The sequence below is a fragment of the Roseibium alexandrii DFL-11 genome (assembly GCF_000158095.2).
Classification (GTDB): domain Bacteria; phylum Pseudomonadota; class Alphaproteobacteria; order Rhizobiales; family Stappiaceae; genus Roseibium; species Roseibium alexandrii.
The window spans coordinates 2,623,668-2,642,441 of record NZ_CM011002.1 but is presented as its reverse complement, the minus strand read 5'-3'; the positions used below and the strand labels follow the sequence as shown (position 1 = coordinate 2,642,441).

The following is an 18,774-nucleotide window of genomic DNA, read 5'->3' as shown; positions in this document are numbered from 1 at the left end:
GAAGGTTTGAACCGGATATGACACGGGCCAGCTACACACAGCGGATCGGTGAGATCGAACATTACTTCGATCGCACGGCGCTCGATGCCTGGAAAAAGCTGACCGGCGATCAGCCGGTAAGCGGGATTCGGGCTACTGTGCGCCAGGGCCGTGAAGACATGCGGTCAACCCTGGCAAGCTGGCTTCCGCAGGATCTCACCGGTTGGCGCATTCTCGACGCCGGCTGCGGTTCTGGCGTGTTGTCCATGGAATTGGTCGCACGTGGGGCGGACGTGGTTGGCATTGATCTGTCGGCGCAGATGGTTTCCTTCGCCCGCCAGCGTGCCGCTGAGCAGATGAGCCGCCTCAACGGCCATCCGCACGGAACCGTGACGTTCAAAAGCGGGGATATGCTGGATCCGCATTTGGGACAGTTCGATGCGGTCGTCGCCATGGACGTTCTCATTCACTACGCCCCCGAGGATGCCAAGAAGGTGCTCGAGCAGTTTGCCGAGCGCACCAGCAAGAGCCTTTTGTTCACTTTGGCCCCGAGTTCGCATCTCCTGAAAGCCATGCTGATGATCGGCAAGGCATTTCCGCGGGCCGACAGGGCCCCGGCCATCTATCCGGCCAACCCGGAGCGGCTGGTTGACCAGCTCGTGCATCAGCCGCATATGGCCGGTTGGACGAGTGGCCGAACGCACCGGATTTCAGTCGGTTTTTACACCTCCCAGGCCATGGAGGTGATCCGGCCATGATGTTCAAGTCCGCATCAGACAGGATGATCGGCTTCTGGCAGACCGCCGGGGTCAACTTCATGCCGTTTGCGGACGCGGCAACAAAGGACGTGCCGCTGTCACGTCTTCTTCGCCTCGCGCTCTTCCAGGTGTCTGCGGGCTGTGTCTTGGTGCTTTTGACCGGAACGCTCAACCGGGTTCTGATTGTCGAGCTCGGGGTATCCGTTGCATTGGTTTCTGCCGTGGTGGCAATCCCGGTTCTGGCAGCACCCTTGAGGCTCTTCTTCGGCTATCGTTCGGATACCTACAAGTCGGTGCTCGGCTGGCGGCGTGTTCCCTATCTCTGGTTCGGCACCATCTTGCAGTTCGGCGGACTGGCCTTCATGCCGTTCGCGCTTTTGCTGCTCGAATCCCAAAGTGTTGGACCGGCCTGGGCTGGAACCGTGCTGGCAGGTCTTGCCTTTCTATTCGCCGGCTTTGGTTTGCACATGTCGCAAACTGCGGGTCTTGCGCTCGCAACGGATCTGGTTCCGCAAGACAAGCGGCCCCGTGTTGTTGCGCTGCTTTATGTGATGCTGCTGGCGGGTATGATCGCCGCTTCGATCTTCTACAGCATCTTCCTCGCCGACTTTTCGCCAAAACGGCTCATTCAGGTGATCCAGAGCACAGCGCTTCTAACCCTGGCGCTCAACGTGATTTCCGCCTGGAAGCAGGAAGCGCGTAATCCGGCCCGAACGTCTCACGACAGGAAAGTTGCCGGGTTCTTTGAGGCTTTGGCCGACTATTGGTGCGAACCGGGCACCGTCCGCTTGTTGATTGCTGTCGCGATCGGGTCTGCAGCGTTTTCCATGCAGGATATCTTGCTGGAGCCCTATGGTGGCGAGATCCTTGGCATGACGGTCGGCCAAACCACGCTGCTGACGGCGCTTTGGGCCGCTGGCACGATGGCAGGATTTGCCTGGGCAGCGCACAGCCTTAACCGCGGCGCCCACATGTACAGGATCGCCGCCCGTGGCCTCTTGATCGGTATTGCCGCTTTCTCTGCCATTGTTTTTGCATCGCCGCTTGAGACTGACATGCTGTTCTACGGCGGTGCCGCGGGTGTCGGGCTTGGCGGTGGTCTTTTTGCAGTCTGCACCATGCTGGCAGCCATGAGCATTTCGAAACGCGCTGACAGCGGCATTCTTGTTGGCGCCTGGGGAGCGGTCCAGGCGACCGCCATCGGCGTCAGCCTGTTGCTGGGCGGTCTGATCAAGAATGGCGTCAACATCCTTGCGCTGGATGGGCTGCTCGGATCTGCAATGAACAACGAGGCTGCCGGTTATCTGGCTGTCTACCATATTGAAATCGCGCTTCTTTTCATCTGTCTCGCCGTTCTTGGTCCCTTGGCCGGGCACCAATACCGGCAAGAGCGCGGAGACGACAGGCGCTTTGGCCTTGCCGAAATACCCGGGTGATCCCGGATCGGCACCAGTTTTAGGAGGAATGACCATGACCGGTTCTATCGTCGGCAGCATAGATGTCGCCCAAGTGGTGCTCTATGTCTTTTGGGTCTTTTTCGCCGGGTTGATCTGGTACATCCGTCAGGAAGACCGGCGCGAAGGCTATCCGCTAGAAGATGATGTCACAGGCAGGTTCAACAAGGACCCGTGGCTGTTTGTTCCAGACAAAAAGACGTTCGTTCTGCCACACGGTCATGGGACCGTTCAGGTTCCGGATTTAAAGCGCGACGACCGCCCTTTGAATGCCAAACGGGTTTCTCCAGCACCTGGATATCCGATGGAGCCGGAAGGCAATCCTCTGCTCGCAGGCGTTGGGCCCGGCTCATGGGCCGAGCGCGCAGATACGCCGGATCTGACCGCTCATGGCGACGCCCGGATTGTCCCGATGAACGAGGCGGAAGGATTTTCGATCGCTGACGGTGAACTTGACCCCATTGGCCTTCCGGTTGTGGGTTGTGACAGCAGTTCTGCAGGAACCGTCAAGGACGTCTGGGTCGATCGGGCAGAATTTCTGATCCGCTACTATGAGGTTGAGATTGAGGGCGCCGAGAAAACGGTTCTTCTGCCGAACAACTTTGTCGTCATCAAGCGTGGCCGTGGCAACAAGCCGTATCTTTATGTCCATGCAATCACATCCGAGCAATTTGCTGATGTCCCGGCGCATGCGAAACCAGGCACGGTAACCTTGCTGGAAGAGGACAAGATTGCGGCCTACTTCGGCGCCGGTCTCCTCTATGCGTTGAAAAACCGTGGGGAGCCGCTGATATGAAACAGTTTGTTGCGCGGGAACATGAAATGGAGCCGGTTCCCGGTTTGCCTGAACGTCTGCCGAACGGTGAAAAAATGCTGTGGCAGGGGCGGCCTTCAACGCGCCTACTTGCCCGCCATCTCCTCAAGAACCGTTGGATATCAGGCTACTTCCTGATCCTGGCAGCATGGGCGGTGTTTGGCGGTCTTTATGATGGCCGTCCCTTGGCTGGCATCGTGTTCTCAGTCGCCGTATTGACCGCATTGGCCGCGATCTTGATCGGTATGCTGGAGTTGTTTGCCTGGGCTGTCCACAAGACGACGCTTTACACCATCACAACGCAGCGCGTTGTCATCCGCTTTGGTGTCGCGTTTTCCATGACGCTCAATTTGCCGTTCAAGCAGCTGGCAGCAATCTCGATGGCCGACCTTCCCGGTGGTGCCGGACATGTTGCGATCCAGGTCCTGCCAGGGCATCAGATCTCCTGGTTGGTGCAATGGCCGCATGTCCGCGGGTGGCGGTTTGCGAATGTCGAGCCGAGCCTTATCTGCCTGACCGACGCCAGGAAAGTAGCCGATCTCCTTGCGCTTGCGATCAGCCAGAATGCGGCTGTGACCTCTGGTCATTCGCGTTTGGCTCACAATGACACCGTACCGCAGGGCGCAGTTTCGGCGTCTGTAGAAGCTGCGGAGTAGGAGCGAGCGATGCCTTCGGTTTCCCATCTCGGATATTTCTCGGACCGCAAAGGACGGCGCGGCAAACAGTTTCCGCGCAGGATCCTGATCGGGACGGCATTGCTTTTGAGTTTTGCAGTCGCAGCGGTGGTTTTTGGTCAGACAACCGGCATTGGCGTCGTCAAGCACCAAACCGGTGCGCCGGTCGCGATCCGGGACATTCTGATCACGCGGGATGCGGCGGATATCGTCACTGTCACAGACGCGCGAAGCGGTGTTGTTGTTTCAGCCTTTGAAAAGGACAACGGGGGCTTCGTCCGCGGCTCGCTGCGCGCTTTCGAACGCATGCGGATGGTGGCGAAAGTTCCGGCCACGGCACCCTACCGGCTCATTCAATGGGAGACCGGTGCGGTCAGCCTGTCGGACACGGCAATCGGCGAACGTATCTATCTGGAAGCTTTTGGAAAAGATAATGCAGCGGCCTTTGCAGCCCTGCTTGAAACCCGGGAAGGAGCGCGCAAATGAACGCGATTTTCAATCTCATGAGCCGGAAGGAAACCGTCAGCTGCACGGTGGAGATCAACAACACTTTTGATCAACTCGGTGCGCATCTGCGCCTTGACAATGGTGTGGTGGTGCATCCTGGCGACGAGGTCTTGGTCCATGGTGCGCCAGTTTCGATTCCCTACGGCGAGAGCCAGAGTTTCCAGCGCGAGGCGACCATCCGCCGGGCCGGACGTCTGGAACGAGCCTGGACCCGTGCAACCGGCGATCTTGAAATGATGGAATTGTGTGAATTCAGCTTCACGGAAAGGGCGCTGTCATGAACAAACCCGTATCGCCAACCGAATTGGCCTCGAACGAACCGACCCTTGAAAAGCGCCGGGCCGCTGTCAACGATACGACCAAGAGCGCCTTGGTCTCAACGATGTTGACACCGCGTTTCTACACCACCGACTTCGACGAAATGGACAAGATCAATGTCGAGCCCGTCCGTGAAGAGTGGGATGCCTTGATATCTCAAATGCGATCCGACCCCAATCGGGGACATTTCAAGCGCACAGAGGCGTGGGATGACATTGACATCGACGCCCTGCCGGATGATCTACGCGAAGAATTGGTCGATTTCCTCGTGTCGTCCCTGACTTCGGAGTTCTCCGGCTGCGTGCTTTACAAGGAAATGAAACGGCGCGGCAAGAACCAGGAAATCTGCGAGCTCTTCGGCTATATGAGCCGGGATGAGTCCCGTCATGCCGGGTTCATCAATGACGCGCTTAAGGATTTCGGCATCGGCGTAAACATGGGGTTCCTCGCCAAGGCGAAGAAATACACCTACTTCAAGCCGAAATTCATCTACTACGCGACTTACCTGTCAGAGAAGATCGGCTACGCCCGGTACATCACAATCTACCGGCATTTAGAGAAGCATCCAGAGCTCCGGTTCCACCCGATCTTTAAGTGGTTCAAAGAGTGGTGCAACGACGAGTTCTCTCATGGCGAAGCGTTCTCCCTGATCATCCGGTCGGACAAGCGCTTGCTTGAAGGGCGCAACAAGCTCTGGATCAAGTTCTTTTTGCTGGCAGTCTTTGCCACAATGTATGTGCGCGATCATATGCGCCCTGCGTTCCACAAGGCACTTGGGATCAACATAGAAGACTACGATATGCGGGTGTTCCGCTTAACGTCTGAAATCTCCCGCCAGTGTTTCCCGCTCGAACTTGATCTCGATAATCCCAAGCTTGTGGAAGGTTTCCGGCGCATGGAGCGGATTAGCCGCAAGATGCAGGCTGCAACTGAAAAAGGCGGTCTGTTCGGTCAGCTGGGAAGAGCGTGGTGGGGCGCAGCCGCAGGGCTCAATTTCGTGCGGATGTACATGATCCCGACAAAGAAAAATACTTTGCCGGAGACCTCGCGCCTGCAGCCGGTCTGGTAGGCCAAAGCTCATGTGGCTCGCAAACCCGGTCATTGCTGTTCTGATTGCCACAGGCGTCTGGTGGCTGTCGACCGGGCTTGTCTTGTTGATGGTGCATTGGTCGATCCGGAATAAGCTCGGCCCCTGGCAGCTCTTGCCTCTGGTGACCCTGGTCGGGGTTGCCGGTTTTCTGCTGCTCCTGAAAGGCAGCGAGATGCAGACACCGCTTGGATCCTACGCGGGGTTCTTTGGCGCACTGCTGGTCTGGGCCTGGCATGAAACGACGTTTTTGACCGGTATGGTGACAGGCCGCAGCAAACAAGAGTGTCCGCCGGACGCGAAAGGCGCCGCCCGGTTTGTTGCTGCCTGGAAAGCCGTGTGCGATCACGAAATCGCGCTCCTGGTAACGGCCGTGTTTCTCTGGTTCGTCCTGGCGGACGCCCCCAACACCTTCGGCCTTGCCACTTTTGGGCTTTTATGGGGGATGCGGATCTCGGCGAAGCTGCTGATTTTCCTGGGTGCGCGCCATGCAATCAGCGGCCTGATGCCGCCAGGTATCGTGCACCTGAAAACCTACTTCAACACAGGCCGGACGACACCGTTTTTTCCGCTTCTTCTGGCGATCGCTGTTGGTTTGTTCGCGGTCCTGGTTACCGGCGCGATGAATGCGCACAGCGCGTACTCATCTGTAGGACACATTTTACTCGCCGCGTTTATGGCACTGGCGATCATCGAGCACTTAATCCTCGTTTTGCCGGTCTCGGACATGGCTCTTTGGCGCTGGGCGGTGCCAAAGGGTGCGCGCGAAAAGCGCTCAAATCCGCCCGCTCATGAGTTCGCACCTGCCAGCGTTGGCGTGAAACGCGGCATGGAAACGCGATAATTGGAATTGCTTAGGGAGAGGACGATAGCGATGGACATCTTGAAAACTATGGAGACCGCTCTCTCCGAATTGCACGAGGCTGGCAACTACCGCGTCTTTGCCGAGCTGGAACGTCATTGCAACGATTTCCCGAAGGCAACGTTTTATGACGATGCCGGTGAAACACGCGATGTAACGGTCTGGTGTTCCAACGACTATCTGGGCATGGGCCAGAACCCTGTTGTGACCGGCCGGATGACTGAAATCATTCAAAAGTGCGGGGCAGGCGCGGGTGGTACCCGCAATATTTCCGGCACCAACCATTATCATGTGATGCTGGAGCGTGAACTGGCGGATCTGCATGACAAGGAAGCCGCTCTGATTTTCACATCTGGCTATGTGTCCAACTGGGCGGCACTCGGCACGCTCTTGTCGAAGATCCCCGGAATAATCGTCTACTCCGATGCCCTCAATCACGCGTCCATGATCGAGGGGATCCGGCATTCCAGATGCACAAAACGGCTCTTCCGGCACAATGACCCGGAGCACCTGGCCGAACTGATGGCGGCCGATGACCCGAACGCGCCGAAGCTGGTTGCATTTGAGAGCGTCTATTCCATGGATGGCGATATCGCGCCGATCGAGGCGATTTGTGATGTCGCTGACCGGTTTGGGGCAATCACCTATCTCGATGAAGTTCATGCCGTTGGAATGTATGGACCGCGTGGCGGCGGTGTTGCCGAACGTGAAGGTCTTATGGACCGGCTCACGGTGATTGAAGGAACCCTTGGCAAAGCGTTCGGCGTCATGGGGGGCTACATCACCGGTCCGGAAGTGCTCGTGGACTTCGTCCGGTCATTTGCATCGGGCTTTATCTTCACGACAGCCTTGCCGCCGGCGCTTGCCGCTGGCGCAACTGCTTCGATCCGGTATTTGAAAGAGAGCTCGGCCGAGCGGGATGCGCACAAGGCCAATGTTGCCAAGGTGCGGGCGGCACTCAATGCCCGAGGCATTCCGCATATGGAGAACCCAAGCCATATCGTGCCCGTGATGGTTGGAAATGCATCGAAGTGCAAATGGATTTCTGATGTTCTCATGACCGACTTCGGCATATATGTGCAACCGATCAATTATCCGACCGTGCCGGTTGGAACGGAGCGGCTGCGGATCACACCGACACCACTTCATACCGAAGCCGATATCCGGCATCTGTCAGGGGCGTTGTGCTCCCTATGGTCACAATGTGCTTTGGCAAGAGCGGTGGCCTGATCAAGGCGACAGCAAAAAGACACTGTTTGAAACAAAGAAGGGGCAGCGAGCCCGTACACCAATGAACAAGCCCTTGATAATTCCTGCTGTCGCACCGGATGGATCGTTTTATCCGGTCGAGAAACTGCAAGCCCATATAGATGGCGTGTTGCATCTGGCCGTGTCTGTCTTTGTATTCGACGGCGATCATCTGCTCATTCAGAAACGGGCTGCCGGTAAGTATCATTGTGGCGGTCAGTGGGCGAACACGTGCTGCAGTCATCCCCATTGGGATGAGAGCGTTGAAACCTGCGCAGAGCGCCGGCTGATGGATGAGCTCGGTTTCACGCTGCCGCTGTCGCGGCATCAAACCGTTGAATATGAAGCCAGCGTCGGCGAGGGCCTGAAAGAGCACGAACGCGTCACGCTCTTTAGTGCGCATGTGGATCGCAGTAAGCTCATCGTGGCGCCCAATCCGGACGAAGTGGAAGATGTGCGGTGGGTCACCGCGGCGGACCTTCATCGCGAAGTCCTGGAAAATCCAAATGCCTTCACGCCCTGGTTTCGAATTTATCTGGGGCGCTTTCCGGGGCTGAAGTTCCAAGCTGCGGCTTGAATTTCCCGGAGATCAAACTTCTTTAAATCAATCACGCGATTTCAATAGCTGCGTGAGCCGCTCTCGTTGGCCGACGGGCTCCCGGAACTGTGCCGTCAGCCGACTTTTGCCGCTAACGGGCCATTCTACATTTTGAATTGAACCAAACGGCGTGACGGACTCTATGGCTGTGTTGCGGGTTTTTGAAGTTTGCTGTCTAAACACCAAACTCTAAAGCAGTCACTGAGGGCTGCTTCTGCGAGTGCAAAAAAGGCAAAAAAAATGGGAGCCCGAAAGCTCCCAAGTATCCTCGGCGGATGCCGCGCTCATTGCTGAGTGGCGGCAACCGTCGTTTTCGCCGGGAGGGCGGAGGAGTTGGTCGGTCCGTCCGGCGCCATGGTCTGGGTCTCGCCGGGGACGTATTTCGAATAATCAGGGACCGCTGTCGGTCCTTTTTTATCCAGGGCGTCTACATAGTTTTGAAGCATGGAGACGCCGTAGAGCGGCTTTTGAACACCTTGGTGGCAGGTCGAGCACCCGATCTTGAAGACATCACCTTCCGGTCCCTTGCGGTTGTCCGGGAAGACCGGGGTCAATCCGACCATATAGTCGTTGTTGAGCGCCCGTGTCATTTGAATGCCATGCCAGGCGGTAACCCGTTGCGGCGGGCTCTGATCCCAGTCGTTAAAGGCCCGGGAATTGTGGCAAGTCACGCAGTTGACGCCAAGACCCTCTGACATGTGCATCATCAAGGCCCAGGTGCTTTCCGTTTCCTTCGTTCCCGCAGGGTTTGGATTTGCAGGGTCAGGCAAAGCGGTCAGGGAATGCACCCGGATTTCCTTGTCACCCAGCAGATACTCTGCCAATGCATTTTGCGGCATAGATGTTTTGCCGACAAACTGACCGACAACGTTCTGTCCGCCCCGGCCGGACGCGCTGGCCGGTTTAGGCTCCTGGTCGTCATACCAGTAGTAGGCCGGAACAGCCTGGCCGCGATGGCAGGTGTAACAGGTTACTCCGACATCACCGACATGCGGTTCCCAGTCCACATTGATGGTCTGGTTCATCTGGATCATACGCCGGGAAACGACCTTGGTGTAAACCTCGTCGGATGCAAGGTTCTCCAGATTGTGGCAATAACCGCAGCCTTCTTCCGGTGCAACCCATTCCGTGATGGCCGCCATGAACAGGTTGAACTGGTCATCTGACAAATCGCCCAAGACCTGAACATTTTCATAGATCTCACCAGCGCGGTCGCCTTCCGGATCCGCTTCCCAAAGCGGTTCTGGAACCGCATTTAGGGCTTTCAGGGCCTCGACCTTGTCAACGTCTTTGATGACGTTCATGCCCGTGCCGCGATATCCCATCTGAGTTGTCTCTACAGGTGGGGCATCCCAATCGGCACCAACGAAGCTCGCAATACCGAGAAGTGTTCCGGCAGCAGCTGCAAAAGGTATCCAAAGTTGCATTTTCCTTCTCCTTATTGCGCCGCCGGATCAACAACACCCGGCCAGACGTCCGGTGTCGGAGACACGATCCCGTGCTCGATGCCCCACAGGTACCAATTGTCGACGACGGTGCCTGTGAGAAGGATGCCGATCCCTCCGGTCAGAGGGGTCAGAATGGCGAACCACCACGCCCAGCGGTGAACCGATTCCATGGTGGCGTTGAAGCCCATTGTCCAGCGCCAGAATAGCGCTGCACGTTCGGACGCGGTCCCGCGGTCGGTGATCTGCTCAAGCTCCCGCTCGCCGCCATACTTGCCGACAGCAAGGATTGTCGCGCCATGCATGGCAAACAGCAGAACCGAGCCATATAGGAAGACGATCGAGAGACAGTGGAACGGGTTGTAGTAAAGGTTGCCGTAGCGGATGGAGAAGGCTGCGGTCCAGTCAAGGTGCGGGAAGATCCCGAAAGGGACGGCTTCGGAAAAATCGCCCATCAGGATCGGGCGGATGAAACCAAGCACCAGGAACAACCAGATCGCCGAGCCAAACGCCCAGGCAATATGGGTGCCGAGCTCCAGCTGACGTGCCCGCCGATAGACGCGCACCCACCACAACAAGATGGAAGCAGTTAGAAAGAAGCCGGCAATCTGCCACCAGCCACCTTCGTTGAGAGGTGCCATGGTCAGGCCGTACTGCGCTGGCGGCGGTTCCAGACCGAGCCAGAACAATTGCCGGACGAACTGGATCGGATCCCAGCCCACAGAGGCCAGCATGTTCAATCCGATGATCTCGAACGCGATCAGTCCGAACACAAGGGACAAAGACCCGAGAAAGCCCAGATAAATTGGCCCGATTTGCGCGTTCCCCAACCAGCCGGCAAGACGCGACATGATTGGCGTGCCGATGCGTTCACTGTCGCCTTTGGGAAGCGGCATGCCCTCTTCGGCCGGGCCGCTGACCTGAATGATGGTGAGGATGTTTTGATATTGGGTCATTGTCGTGTCCTCAGCTCCAGATCGGCAGGTTCAGCCACCAGTTCCACCATTGCGGCCAGCCCTGGTTCCAGAACGGCCCGCTGATGACGATGCAGACGGCGCTCCAAAAACCGGCGTTCAGCGCAAGGATCAGCCCCAGGCGGTGAATGCCGAGGGTCCCGATGGAGTAGCCGATGATGTCTCGGAAGAAGGTGTCTTCATATTCCGGCGTTTTCACTTCCGCCTGCTTGCCGCCACCTTCCATGGACTCGCCCGGATTGGCCGCCGACAAAATCAGGCCGCCGTGCAAGGAAAGAGCGAGTGTCGTCGTGAAGAAGAACGTCACGGCGATCATGTGTGCGGGGTTATAGTGGAAGTGGAGATATTGGTAGCCGACGTTCGAGACCCAGTCGAGGTGACTGAAAATCCCGTATGGAAACCCATGTCCCCAAGCGCCCAGCAGCAGCGGCCGGAAGACGACCAGAGTGGCGTAGGCGAAGATCGCGAAGGAGAAGGCGAAGGGCACGTGATAGCCCATGCCGAGCTTGCGGCAAATCTCGACTTCGCGCAAAGCCCAGGATCCGAAAGACCCCAATGCGCAAATGGTTATGATCTGCCAGAGGCCGCCTTCTTTTAGCGGCGCCAAGGCAAGCCCATAGGAAATATCAGGCGGGGCGATCGAGATCTGCCAGATGTTCCAGGTTGGGCCGATTGCAGCGCCGTAAATAATCAGGGCGGTGCCAAGAAATGTAAAAAACGCGCCGGTGATTCCAAAGAAACCGACATAAAATGGGCCCACCCAGAAATCGAACAAGTCACCGCCGATCAGTGTGCCCCCGCGTACGCGGTACTTCCTTTCGAAGCTGAGCAAAGCCATAGAGTCCTCCTTAGCCGCGAATTGCCAATGCGCGTGCTGCGGCTAATATTTGAAAGCAAGGCTTGGTGGCGGAGAGTGCTGACCGTCGTCCAGGCGCCGGCCAATACGCAGCCTCCGCCACCGATGATGTTGAACCGTGTAGGTCCGTCAAACCAAGGCTGACGAACCGTTCGGTAGGAGCATTTCGATATGCGCGTTGCCGTCGCTTAACGATGCTTGCTGTTCCAGCCAGTTGTACCTTTCGGTGCTGAGCAGAATGAAATGAATCAAAACTGCAAGGCTGAACAGGAAGACCGTCAGAAGAACGAGCACGCGGCGCGGATCGAACAAAAGCCACATTTTCCACATGTCTTCAGATCCTTATCTGGTGTGAGCTCGTCAGAGCCACGGTTTGTAAAGCCACATCGAAATGTGGGCGAGGAAGGGTGCAAGCGACATTGCGATCGCAAACTTTACAAAGAGCCGGTGAAACTCCTGTGCTTCCTCACGGCTAAGACCGGTAAGGGTCTCCTTGTCCGAAGCCATTCGCATGACCTCCACTTCTTGCCTTTCGGCGGTTACCGCGCAGAACCCTCGCGGCGGGGCCTCAGTCAAGCCGGTTGGAAGGACTTACTGAGCAATTGCCGATGCTAAGACAGCGGCAAAGGCGTTGGGATCATGCGTGAAACGCGTATCCCAATGCGGCGTATGCCGAGGCCTTGGCTTCGGCGTATGCGGATTGTGTCGTACCTTCATGGGCTCCGAAGATCCGGCCGATACGGCCGAGGATCGTCGTCATGAGGCAAAATGGAAACACCAAGAGAAACAGGCGCTTCATCAAAACACGCTGGGACTCCCGTTCCTGATGGCGGCGACTGAAGGCCTGTTCGGTATGGCTGGTGGAAATCATCTGTCTTCCTCCCGGGGGTCCATTGGGGTGTAAATAGTCAAACGGGTCATGCCGGAGCGCCTTCTCTGCCTGAGACCTGCTCAAGATCATCAAGGGTCACTTCGGAAGCCTTGTTTTGCCGGGCGCGCTGTTCCGCTCCCTCGCGCAAACGTTTTGCAGCGGAAATGCGCACCAGAACGGGCTCCTGATTGACGCGCCTTTCAAGCGCGGCTTGAGCGTCTGGATGCCAGGGCATTTGGGAATGGGCCTTGGCCGCCGTCGCTTCGATGGCATCGAGCTCACTTGCCATGGGCAGGATCTCGAACAGCATGTCGAACAGCGCGTTGCAAACTTCCTGTATCAGCCAGCAAGCGCCGGAATACCCCATGACGGGTGTCCCAGTATGACGGCGGACGATCGCGCCTGGATAGGAAAGCTGGATGAATTTTCCGCGCGCGCCGGCCTCAGCCATGTACATGCGTTCGTTGAAAGATCCGAACATCACCATGGGCGGTGTGCTGGCCGTCAGTTCCGCGACTTCGGCATTGTCGGTCTTCGACCCGGCCTTTCGCGCAACGGCGAAGGCACAGGGGAGGCCCATTTCCTCTTCCAGGAAGTTCTGAATGCCGCGGACATAGGTTTCATTGGCGACCACAGCGAAATTGGCAGTGGCAAAGAAGTCCTGCGTCACGGATCGCCACAGATCCCAAAGCGGTTTCAGCGTCGTATGTTTTTCCCGCTCAATAAATGGTTCTGGATCAAGTTCCAGGATCTCGCCCAGCTTGCGCAGAAAAGCGGTGGTCGAATGAATGCCGATGGGGGCCTGCAGGAAGGGGCGTTCAAGGGTCTCGCACAACAACCGGCCGAACTCGCGGTATAGGCAGATATTGGCATCTGCATCGGCGAGTTTGCGGATATCCTCCACATGGCTGCTGAGCGGGAAAATCATGTTGATCTCCGCCCCGATGCCTTCCACGAGGCGGCGGATTTCATGCAAATCGGACGGCATGTTGTAGGTGCCGTAAATCGGACCAATGATATTGACCCGCGGCTTGGCGCCGTCCTTGCGTTTACGCGGCTTTGGAACCCGTTTCGGACCGAATTCCGTCCAGAGCCATTTTAGGGCGCGATCCGCACTCTGCCATTGATCTTCATCGATCGTGCGCGGCAAAAAGCGCTTGATGTTGGAGCCATCCGGCGTCACGCCGCCGCCGATCATCTCGGCAATGGAGCCGGTCACGACCACAGCTGGAAGGTCCGGGTCCAGCGCATTGCGGGCGCGCTTCATGGCGCCTTCGGTTCCATGCTGCCCCAGTTCTTCTTCAGCCAAACCGCTGACCACGATGGGCAGCTCATGCGGAGGCAGGGCATCCGTATAGTGAAGAACGGAGGTCACCGGCAGGTTCTCGCAGCCGACAGGTCCGTCGATGATCACCTGCAAACCCTTGATTGCCGTAAAGGCATAAACGCTGCCCCAGTAGCCGCCGGCTCTATCGTGATCGAGGATCAGCATCCAACGCTCTCCCCGTTGTCGACCGCATTGCGGGATTTCGCGACAGATTTGGCGTATTTCGCGCGGTAACCGCTATGGTCCTTTGGAGTGTCCTGCCAGATCCCGGCGGTATCCCCCTGACCAACGCCTTCAAAGAAATCCTGCATTTTCACAAAGCGGTCCTTGTTGGCGATGGCCGTTGAAATCACGCTTGGGAGCGAAGCCGTTCCGGCGGGGCCCATCAGCGGGCGTGCGGAAATCAGATTGGTGAAGTAAAGCGCGGGCGTTGCCCGTTCTTTGGCTTTCTGGACGACAGGGGTCGTACCGATCGCAAGGTCTGGATCAAATTCTTCAAACGCGGCGAGATCTTGCTCAAGCGACGCGCGGAACTGGACTGTGACACCTTGTGCTTCAAGCCATTCTGCATCAGCTGCGCTGTAGGGCGTTTTCGGGCAGGCCGTTCCGACATACCGAAGGTCAGCCCCCAGTTCGACCAGTAACCGGCCGACCAGAAGTTCTGAGCCTTCGTATCCGGACAGCGTGATCCGGCCGTCGATCCGGTTCTCGCTCAACATGGCAGTGATGGCGCCGCGCATGGCGTTCCGGCTGATATCGGTCTTGGCAGCGGCAACACCGCAGCTCTCTCCGATGGCTGTGAGCCAGTCATCGGTGCCTTCAAGTCCAACAGGTGCAGAGCCAACTATAGTGCGGCCGGCAGCTTGAAACTCCCGGAAAGCGGATGTGTAGAAAGGATGAATGGCTGCAACTGCGGCGCAGTCGAGGGCTGCGTAAAGTTCGCGCCACTCGCGGACTGGCACAGTCGGGCCGGCGGCCAAACCCATTGGCTCCAGCATGTTGCCGATGACAACCGGATCGGCCGGGAACATTTCTCCAACCAGGGTGACGGTCGGTTTGTCCTTGATGCCGTCGCGCGGCGCTAGTACGGGGCCAACTGATGCCTCCTGCCGCGCATAGGCGAGCATTGCACCTGAAAGAACGTCCTTGGCTTCTGCATGGGTTGGCACGCCAAACCCTGGAACATCGATGCCGACGATGCGGACACCGTTGATTTCCTTCGGCAGCATTTGAAGCGGGACACCTGAGGCGGTTGGGACACAGAGGTTTGTGACCACGATGGCATCGTACTTCGCCGGATCCGCCATCGCATGAACCGCTTCGACGATATCTTCAAAAAGCTTGCCGGTGACCAGCGTTTCGGAGTCGAACGGCACATAGCCGACAGAGCGTTTTGCGCCATAAAAATGGGATGTGAATGTCAGCCCATATACGCAACAAGCGGACCCGGACAGAATGGTCGCTGTGCGGCGCATGCGCAGGCCGACGCGCAGTGAACCAAAGGCCGGACACATGGACTGCGGCTGATCATGCGGCCCTTTCGGATAGTCGGCTTCCAGCCGGTCCATCACCGCATCATTTCCAGCACTTCTGGCTGCCGCCTTCGAAAGTTCTTGTCCACCATGGCAACCACCGCCGGCGGCAGGTTGGTCATCCGCCAAACCCATCACCGGCCGGTCGGAAACTGCTGGGCCTCCAACTGGTTCGGGATCATGAGATTTGGTATAGGTATCCATGGCGGGTGTCGATCCTCAAACGGTGTCGTAGATCACTTCCAGTGATGGTTTATCGAGAGCGCCAGCTGCGCACATGTCTTCCGCTGTTGCAGGTGTCAGGACAAAGTCCGCACCGGTTTCGCTGGCATCGAACAGGCCGAGCAGCCCATCCTGATCCAAAGGTTCGGGGAGTACCGGCGGTGCTTCTGCAAGATTGATCGACAGGGCTTCAAAGAGCGGCGCCCAAACACCACCGGGTTTGCCGATGATCTGATAGTTCGCGCTCTTCCGGCGGATGTCTTCGTCTTGGGGAATGGCGGCCAGGACCGGAATGCCAACAGACTTAGCAAAGGCATGTGCTTCACCCGTGCCGTCGTCCTTGTTCACAACGAGGCCGGCGACACCGACGTTACCGCCAAGTTTGCGGAAGTACTGAACGGCAGAACAAACGTTGTTTGCAACATAGAGTGATTGCAGGTCGTTGGAGCCGACAACGACAACCTTCTGGCACATGTCCCGGGCAATCGGCAGACCGAAGCCGCCGCAAACGACGTCACCCAGGAAGTCGAGCAGAACGTAGTCAAAATCCCAGTCGTGGAAGCCCAGTTTTTCAAGGGTTTCAAAGCCGTGTATGATGCCGCGCCCGCCACAACCTCGGCCAACTTCGGGTCCGCCGAGCTCCATGGCGAAAACACCGTCGCGTTTGAAGCAGACATCTGAAACAGTGACTTCACTGCCCGCTTCCTTCGCCGCGGAGGCGGTTTGAATGATGGTTGGGCAGGCTCGGCCGCCGAACAATAGGGAAGTCGTGTCGCTTTTCGGATCACAGCCGATCAGAAGGACTTTCTTGCCCAGCTGGGCCAGCATGTAGGAGAGATTGGCGAGCGTGAAGCTCTTGCCGATCCCGCCCTTGCCATAGATGGCGATGATCTGTGTTTCCTTGGTCACCGGACCGGTTGCCGGTGCATCGGGTTCAATCGCGGCCTCGCCTCTGAGGAAGTCCTGCATATCGTAATGCCGACCTGTTGGGTTTTCCAGGGTCATGCGGCTTTCCTCCAGTCGATAACCATTTTCAGGCAGGTCGGATCTTCAAATGCCGTTCGGTAGGCGGTCGCAGCGTCAGTCGGGGCTGCGTGATGGGTAACCAGACCGCCCAGCGACAAACGGCCGGAAACCACGAGGTCAACAACAGCCTGAAGATCGTCCGGTTTGAATTCAGCAGACAGCAGGACAGAAATCTCCCGCATGAAGGCGGCAGGAAATGCAAAACTGACCCGCTCACCATAGAAGCCAGCGAGCACCAGTTTGCCGCCCTTTGTCAGGCGGCCTATCGCAGGATCGAGCGCATCCTGATTGCCACTGGCATCAATGATTGTGTCAAAAGACTTTGACGCTCGTGCATCGTTCGGGTCGAGGACGTCATAGTCATCTGCACCGTGCATTCGGGCCGTGCAGGTTTCCGTCACTATCGGAGGCTCCTGACCAAGAGCACACGCGAGCCGGGCCATAAGTCGGCCAAGAACACCATGGCCAATGATCAGGTCTACCGGACTTTCAGCGCGAATCAGCGCGTGGTGCGCGGTGGCAGCCAGGGCGAGCAACACAGCGTCCTCTGAAAAGTCTTCCGAAATCTGGATCGTACGCACACCCGGAAGAACCAGCCTGTTGGCGGTCGCGCCGAACAAGCCGGCAGCACCTTCGAAGCAAGAAGCGCCAGGTATAAAGACCGTTTCGCCGATCTCTCGACCTGATAACGGCCCTGCGCCGACGACTCTGGCCACAGATTCGTAGCCCGGGACCAATGGATATTTCATTCCCGGAAATGCCGGCATTGTGCCTTCGAACAGCATTTTTTCCGTGCCGGTGGACACACCACTCACAAGCGTTTCAACAACCACGTCAAAGTCGCCTGGTGCGGTCAGTCCAAGTCGTTTGACCTGGAGCTTGCCAGGATCTTCAAAGACGATTGCCGTGGTTTCCATGTGTGCCTCCCTCACTTGGGTTTGGCGGCGTGTGAGTGTCATTGTAAATTGACGCTTCAAAGTGTCAATTAAAATTTACACATTTGCTGAGCGGGATAGTACTTAGGATGACCTGCAAACAGCATGCGCCATGGCTAGCGCTGTGCAAAAACGAGCGTTGCCAACAAGGGATTGGGTGTCGTTTTGGTATGTGCACTTTTGAAACCCGCCGCCAAAAGAAGGTCCTTTATGTCGGCGTCACTCCGGCAGCGGCCGGACCCCATGGCGAGAAAGTAGAGACTGAAGTAGACAGCCGCGAGCTGCGCGCCTTCGCTGTTTCCAGCCATCGCTTCCGCGATCATGACTTTTGTGCCGGGCTTCAAAGATCGATGCAGATTCGCCAGAATTTGTTCCACGCGGGCATCATCGTGGTCGCACAAGATCCGGACCAGGGTAACGCAGTCTGCCTTGTCCGGGATTAAATCCCTTGAAAAGTCGCCGCCGTGAACCTCTGTCCTGTTGGTGAGACGGTTTTCCGCAAGGTGCTTCTGCGCGAGGTCCGTAACCGACGGCAAATCGAAAAGGTGCAACCGGGTGTCGGGACAGACCTTGCCAATTGCGGCCAGGAATGCACCTTCTCCGCCCCCAACATCCTGGACCGCCGAGTATTGAGAGAAATCATGGGCTGCGAGAATGCAGTCGGCGAGCATGTTCTGGCTGCTGCGCATCAGTTCGGAATAGGGCTGGGTTATATCCGTCCCGATATCAGCAGGGTCCTGCGCGTGCGCATAGGCCCAGTATTTCTTGAGTTCCGTATCTGGAGCCGGCGCTTGGAGGAGAGCGGTAGGGTCCGCCAGGTCCCGGTAAAACAGGGCGTGATGCCGGATCATTGCCTGCAGTCCGGGATCTGCTGCGATCACCGCTCCAGCATCGTCCATAACCCAACGGTCTCTTTCAACTTTCTTGACGAGCTGCAGACGTTCTGCCTGCTCAAGGAGCAATTGCATCCGGCCTGGCTCAAGGCCGCAGCCTTTTGCAACGGCTTCTGTGCTTGCAACCGTGTTCTTTAGCTGCTCAAACACGCCAAGCGACACACAGGAACTCAAAACCTGGCTGAAGACAAAACCGTTGATCAGTTTGAATAGATCATTTGATTTCTTCTGCGCGATCCATCGCGTCCCCGGAAAACGTGCAATTTTGCTGCGGAATGTTGCCGATCCGATCAACCGGTTGCGCCATAAGCGATAGCGCACACGAAGCGCGTTCAAGCTGGTCATCGACCGACGGGAAGGTCTTTCGTCTTGTGGCGCGTGGGCACCGGGCGCC

The 18,774-nt window shown here is 57.4% G+C and carries 21 protein-coding genes; 10 read left to right on the top strand and 11 right to left on the bottom strand.

The features are described 5' to 3' along the window. Positions 1-17: 17 nt before the first annotated feature. From bchM to idi, 10 genes are all read left to right on the top strand, one after another. Positions 18-737 (top strand): magnesium protoporphyrin IX methyltransferase, encoded by a 720-nt coding sequence (gene bchM / locus SADFL11_RS12250; protein ID WP_008197000.1) that lies wholly within the window; start codon positions 18-20, stop codon positions 735-737. Beyond that, positions 737-2,173, top strand: a complete 1,437-nt coding sequence (locus tag SADFL11_RS12245) for a BCD family MFS transporter (RefSeq protein WP_008195766.1) — start codon at positions 737-739, stop codon at positions 2,171-2,173. Before bchM ends, SADFL11_RS12245 begins: the two co-directional genes overlap by 1 nt. A gap of 34 nt (positions 2,174-2,207) precedes the next feature. After that, a complete protein-coding gene (gene puhA / locus SADFL11_RS12240) occupies positions 2,208-2,987 on the top strand; it encodes a photosynthetic reaction center subunit H (protein ID WP_050776198.1) in 780 nt (259 codons plus the stop codon). After that, complete coding sequence (gene puhB / locus SADFL11_RS12235; protein WP_008194962.1) at positions 2,984-3,661, top strand: photosynthetic complex putative assembly protein PuhB; 678 nt, start codon at positions 2,984-2,986, stop codon at positions 3,659-3,661. The genes puhA and puhB overlap by 4 nt, the downstream gene beginning before the upstream one ends. Before the next feature lie 9 nt (positions 3,662-3,670). Beyond that, positions 3,671-4,165: a photosynthetic complex assembly protein PuhC gene (gene puhC / locus SADFL11_RS12230; protein ID WP_008193468.1), complete on the top strand. Its 495-nt coding sequence runs from the start codon at positions 3,671-3,673 to the stop codon at positions 4,163-4,165. Further along, on the top strand, positions 4,162-4,467 hold the full coding sequence (locus tag SADFL11_RS12225; protein WP_040451617.1) for a hypothetical protein: 306 nt from the start codon (positions 4,162-4,164) through the stop codon (positions 4,465-4,467). Before puhC ends, SADFL11_RS12225 begins: the two co-directional genes overlap by 4 nt. Further along, complete coding sequence (gene acsF, locus SADFL11_RS12220) at positions 4,464-5,573, top strand: magnesium-protoporphyrin IX monomethyl ester (oxidative) cyclase (RefSeq protein WP_008190570.1); 1,110 nt, start codon at positions 4,464-4,466, stop codon at positions 5,571-5,573. The genes SADFL11_RS12225 and acsF overlap by 4 nt, the downstream gene beginning before the upstream one ends. 10 nt (positions 5,574-5,583) lie before the next feature. Next, positions 5,584-6,435 (top strand): putative photosynthetic complex assembly protein PuhE, encoded by an 852-nt coding sequence (gene puhE, locus SADFL11_RS12215; RefSeq protein ID WP_008196535.1) that lies wholly within the window; start codon positions 5,584-5,586, stop codon positions 6,433-6,435. A 30-nt stretch (positions 6,436-6,465) separates the two neighbouring features. Continuing rightward, positions 6,466-7,683, top strand: coding sequence for a 5-aminolevulinate synthase (gene hemA, locus SADFL11_RS12210; RefSeq protein WP_008191681.1), 1,218 nt, complete (start codon positions 6,466-6,468; stop codon positions 7,681-7,683). A gap of 61 nt (positions 7,684-7,744) precedes the next feature. Beyond that, positions 7,745-8,278: an isopentenyl-diphosphate delta-isomerase gene (idi, locus tag SADFL11_RS12205; protein WP_040452982.1), complete on the top strand. Its 534-nt coding sequence runs from the start codon at positions 7,745-7,747 to the stop codon at positions 8,276-8,278. A 305-nt stretch (positions 8,279-8,583) separates the two neighbouring features. Here idi and pufC read toward each other — a convergent pair whose 3' ends face one another. From pufC to SADFL11_RS12150, 11 genes are all read right to left on the bottom strand, one after another. Then, positions 8,584-9,726, bottom strand: a complete 1,143-nt coding sequence (gene pufC, locus SADFL11_RS12200; RefSeq protein ID WP_008192490.1) for a photosynthetic reaction center cytochrome PufC — start codon at positions 9,724-9,726, stop codon at positions 8,584-8,586. An 11-nt stretch (positions 9,727-9,737) separates the two neighbouring features. After that, complete coding sequence (gene pufM, locus SADFL11_RS12195) at positions 9,738-10,700, bottom strand: photosynthetic reaction center subunit M (protein WP_008189646.1); 963 nt, start codon at positions 10,698-10,700, stop codon at positions 9,738-9,740. Positions 10,701-10,710: 10 nt separating this feature from the next. Beyond that, complete coding sequence (pufL, locus tag SADFL11_RS12190) at positions 10,711-11,556, bottom strand: photosynthetic reaction center subunit L (RefSeq protein WP_008192657.1); 846 nt, start codon at positions 11,554-11,556, stop codon at positions 10,711-10,713. A 147-nt stretch (positions 11,557-11,703) separates the two neighbouring features. Further along, positions 11,704-11,904 (bottom strand): light-harvesting antenna LH1, alpha subunit, encoded by a 201-nt coding sequence (pufA, locus tag SADFL11_RS12185; RefSeq protein ID WP_008192311.1) that lies wholly within the window; start codon positions 11,902-11,904, stop codon positions 11,704-11,706. 30 nt (positions 11,905-11,934) lie between these two features. Next, on the bottom strand, positions 11,935-12,081 hold the full coding sequence (locus SADFL11_RS12180; protein ID WP_008196822.1) for a light-harvesting protein: 147 nt from the start codon (positions 12,079-12,081) through the stop codon (positions 11,935-11,937). 130 nt (positions 12,082-12,211) lie between these two features. After that, positions 12,212-12,445 (bottom strand): hypothetical protein, encoded by a 234-nt coding sequence (locus SADFL11_RS12175; RefSeq protein WP_040451621.1) that lies wholly within the window; start codon positions 12,443-12,445, stop codon positions 12,212-12,214. A gap of 46 nt (positions 12,446-12,491) precedes the next feature. Further along, positions 12,492-13,937, bottom strand: a complete 1,446-nt coding sequence (gene bchZ / locus SADFL11_RS12170) for a chlorophyllide a reductase subunit Z (protein ID WP_008191743.1) — start codon at positions 13,935-13,937, stop codon at positions 12,492-12,494. Continuing rightward, entirely contained in the window at positions 13,931-15,439 is a 1,509-nt protein-coding gene (bchY, locus tag SADFL11_RS12165; protein ID WP_050776199.1) for a chlorophyllide a reductase subunit Y, read from the bottom strand. Before bchY ends, bchZ begins: the two co-directional genes overlap by 7 nt. Before the next feature lie 84 nt (positions 15,440-15,523). Next, the gene (locus SADFL11_RS12160) at positions 15,524-16,531 is read right to left on the bottom strand and encodes a chlorophyllide a reductase iron protein subunit X (RefSeq protein ID WP_008188882.1); all 1,008 of its coding nucleotides are present in this window, start codon (positions 16,529-16,531) and stop codon (positions 15,524-15,526) included. Continuing rightward, a complete protein-coding gene (gene bchC / locus SADFL11_RS12155) occupies positions 16,528-17,469 on the bottom strand; it encodes a chlorophyll synthesis pathway protein BchC (RefSeq protein WP_040452985.1) in 942 nt (313 codons plus the stop codon). The genes SADFL11_RS12160 and bchC overlap by 4 nt, the downstream gene beginning before the upstream one ends. Positions 17,470-17,603: 134 nt before the next feature. After that, positions 17,604-18,725 (bottom strand): methyltransferase, encoded by a 1,122-nt coding sequence (locus SADFL11_RS12150; protein ID WP_008197181.1) that lies wholly within the window; start codon positions 18,723-18,725, stop codon positions 17,604-17,606. Positions 18,726-18,774: the final 49 nt, after the last annotated feature.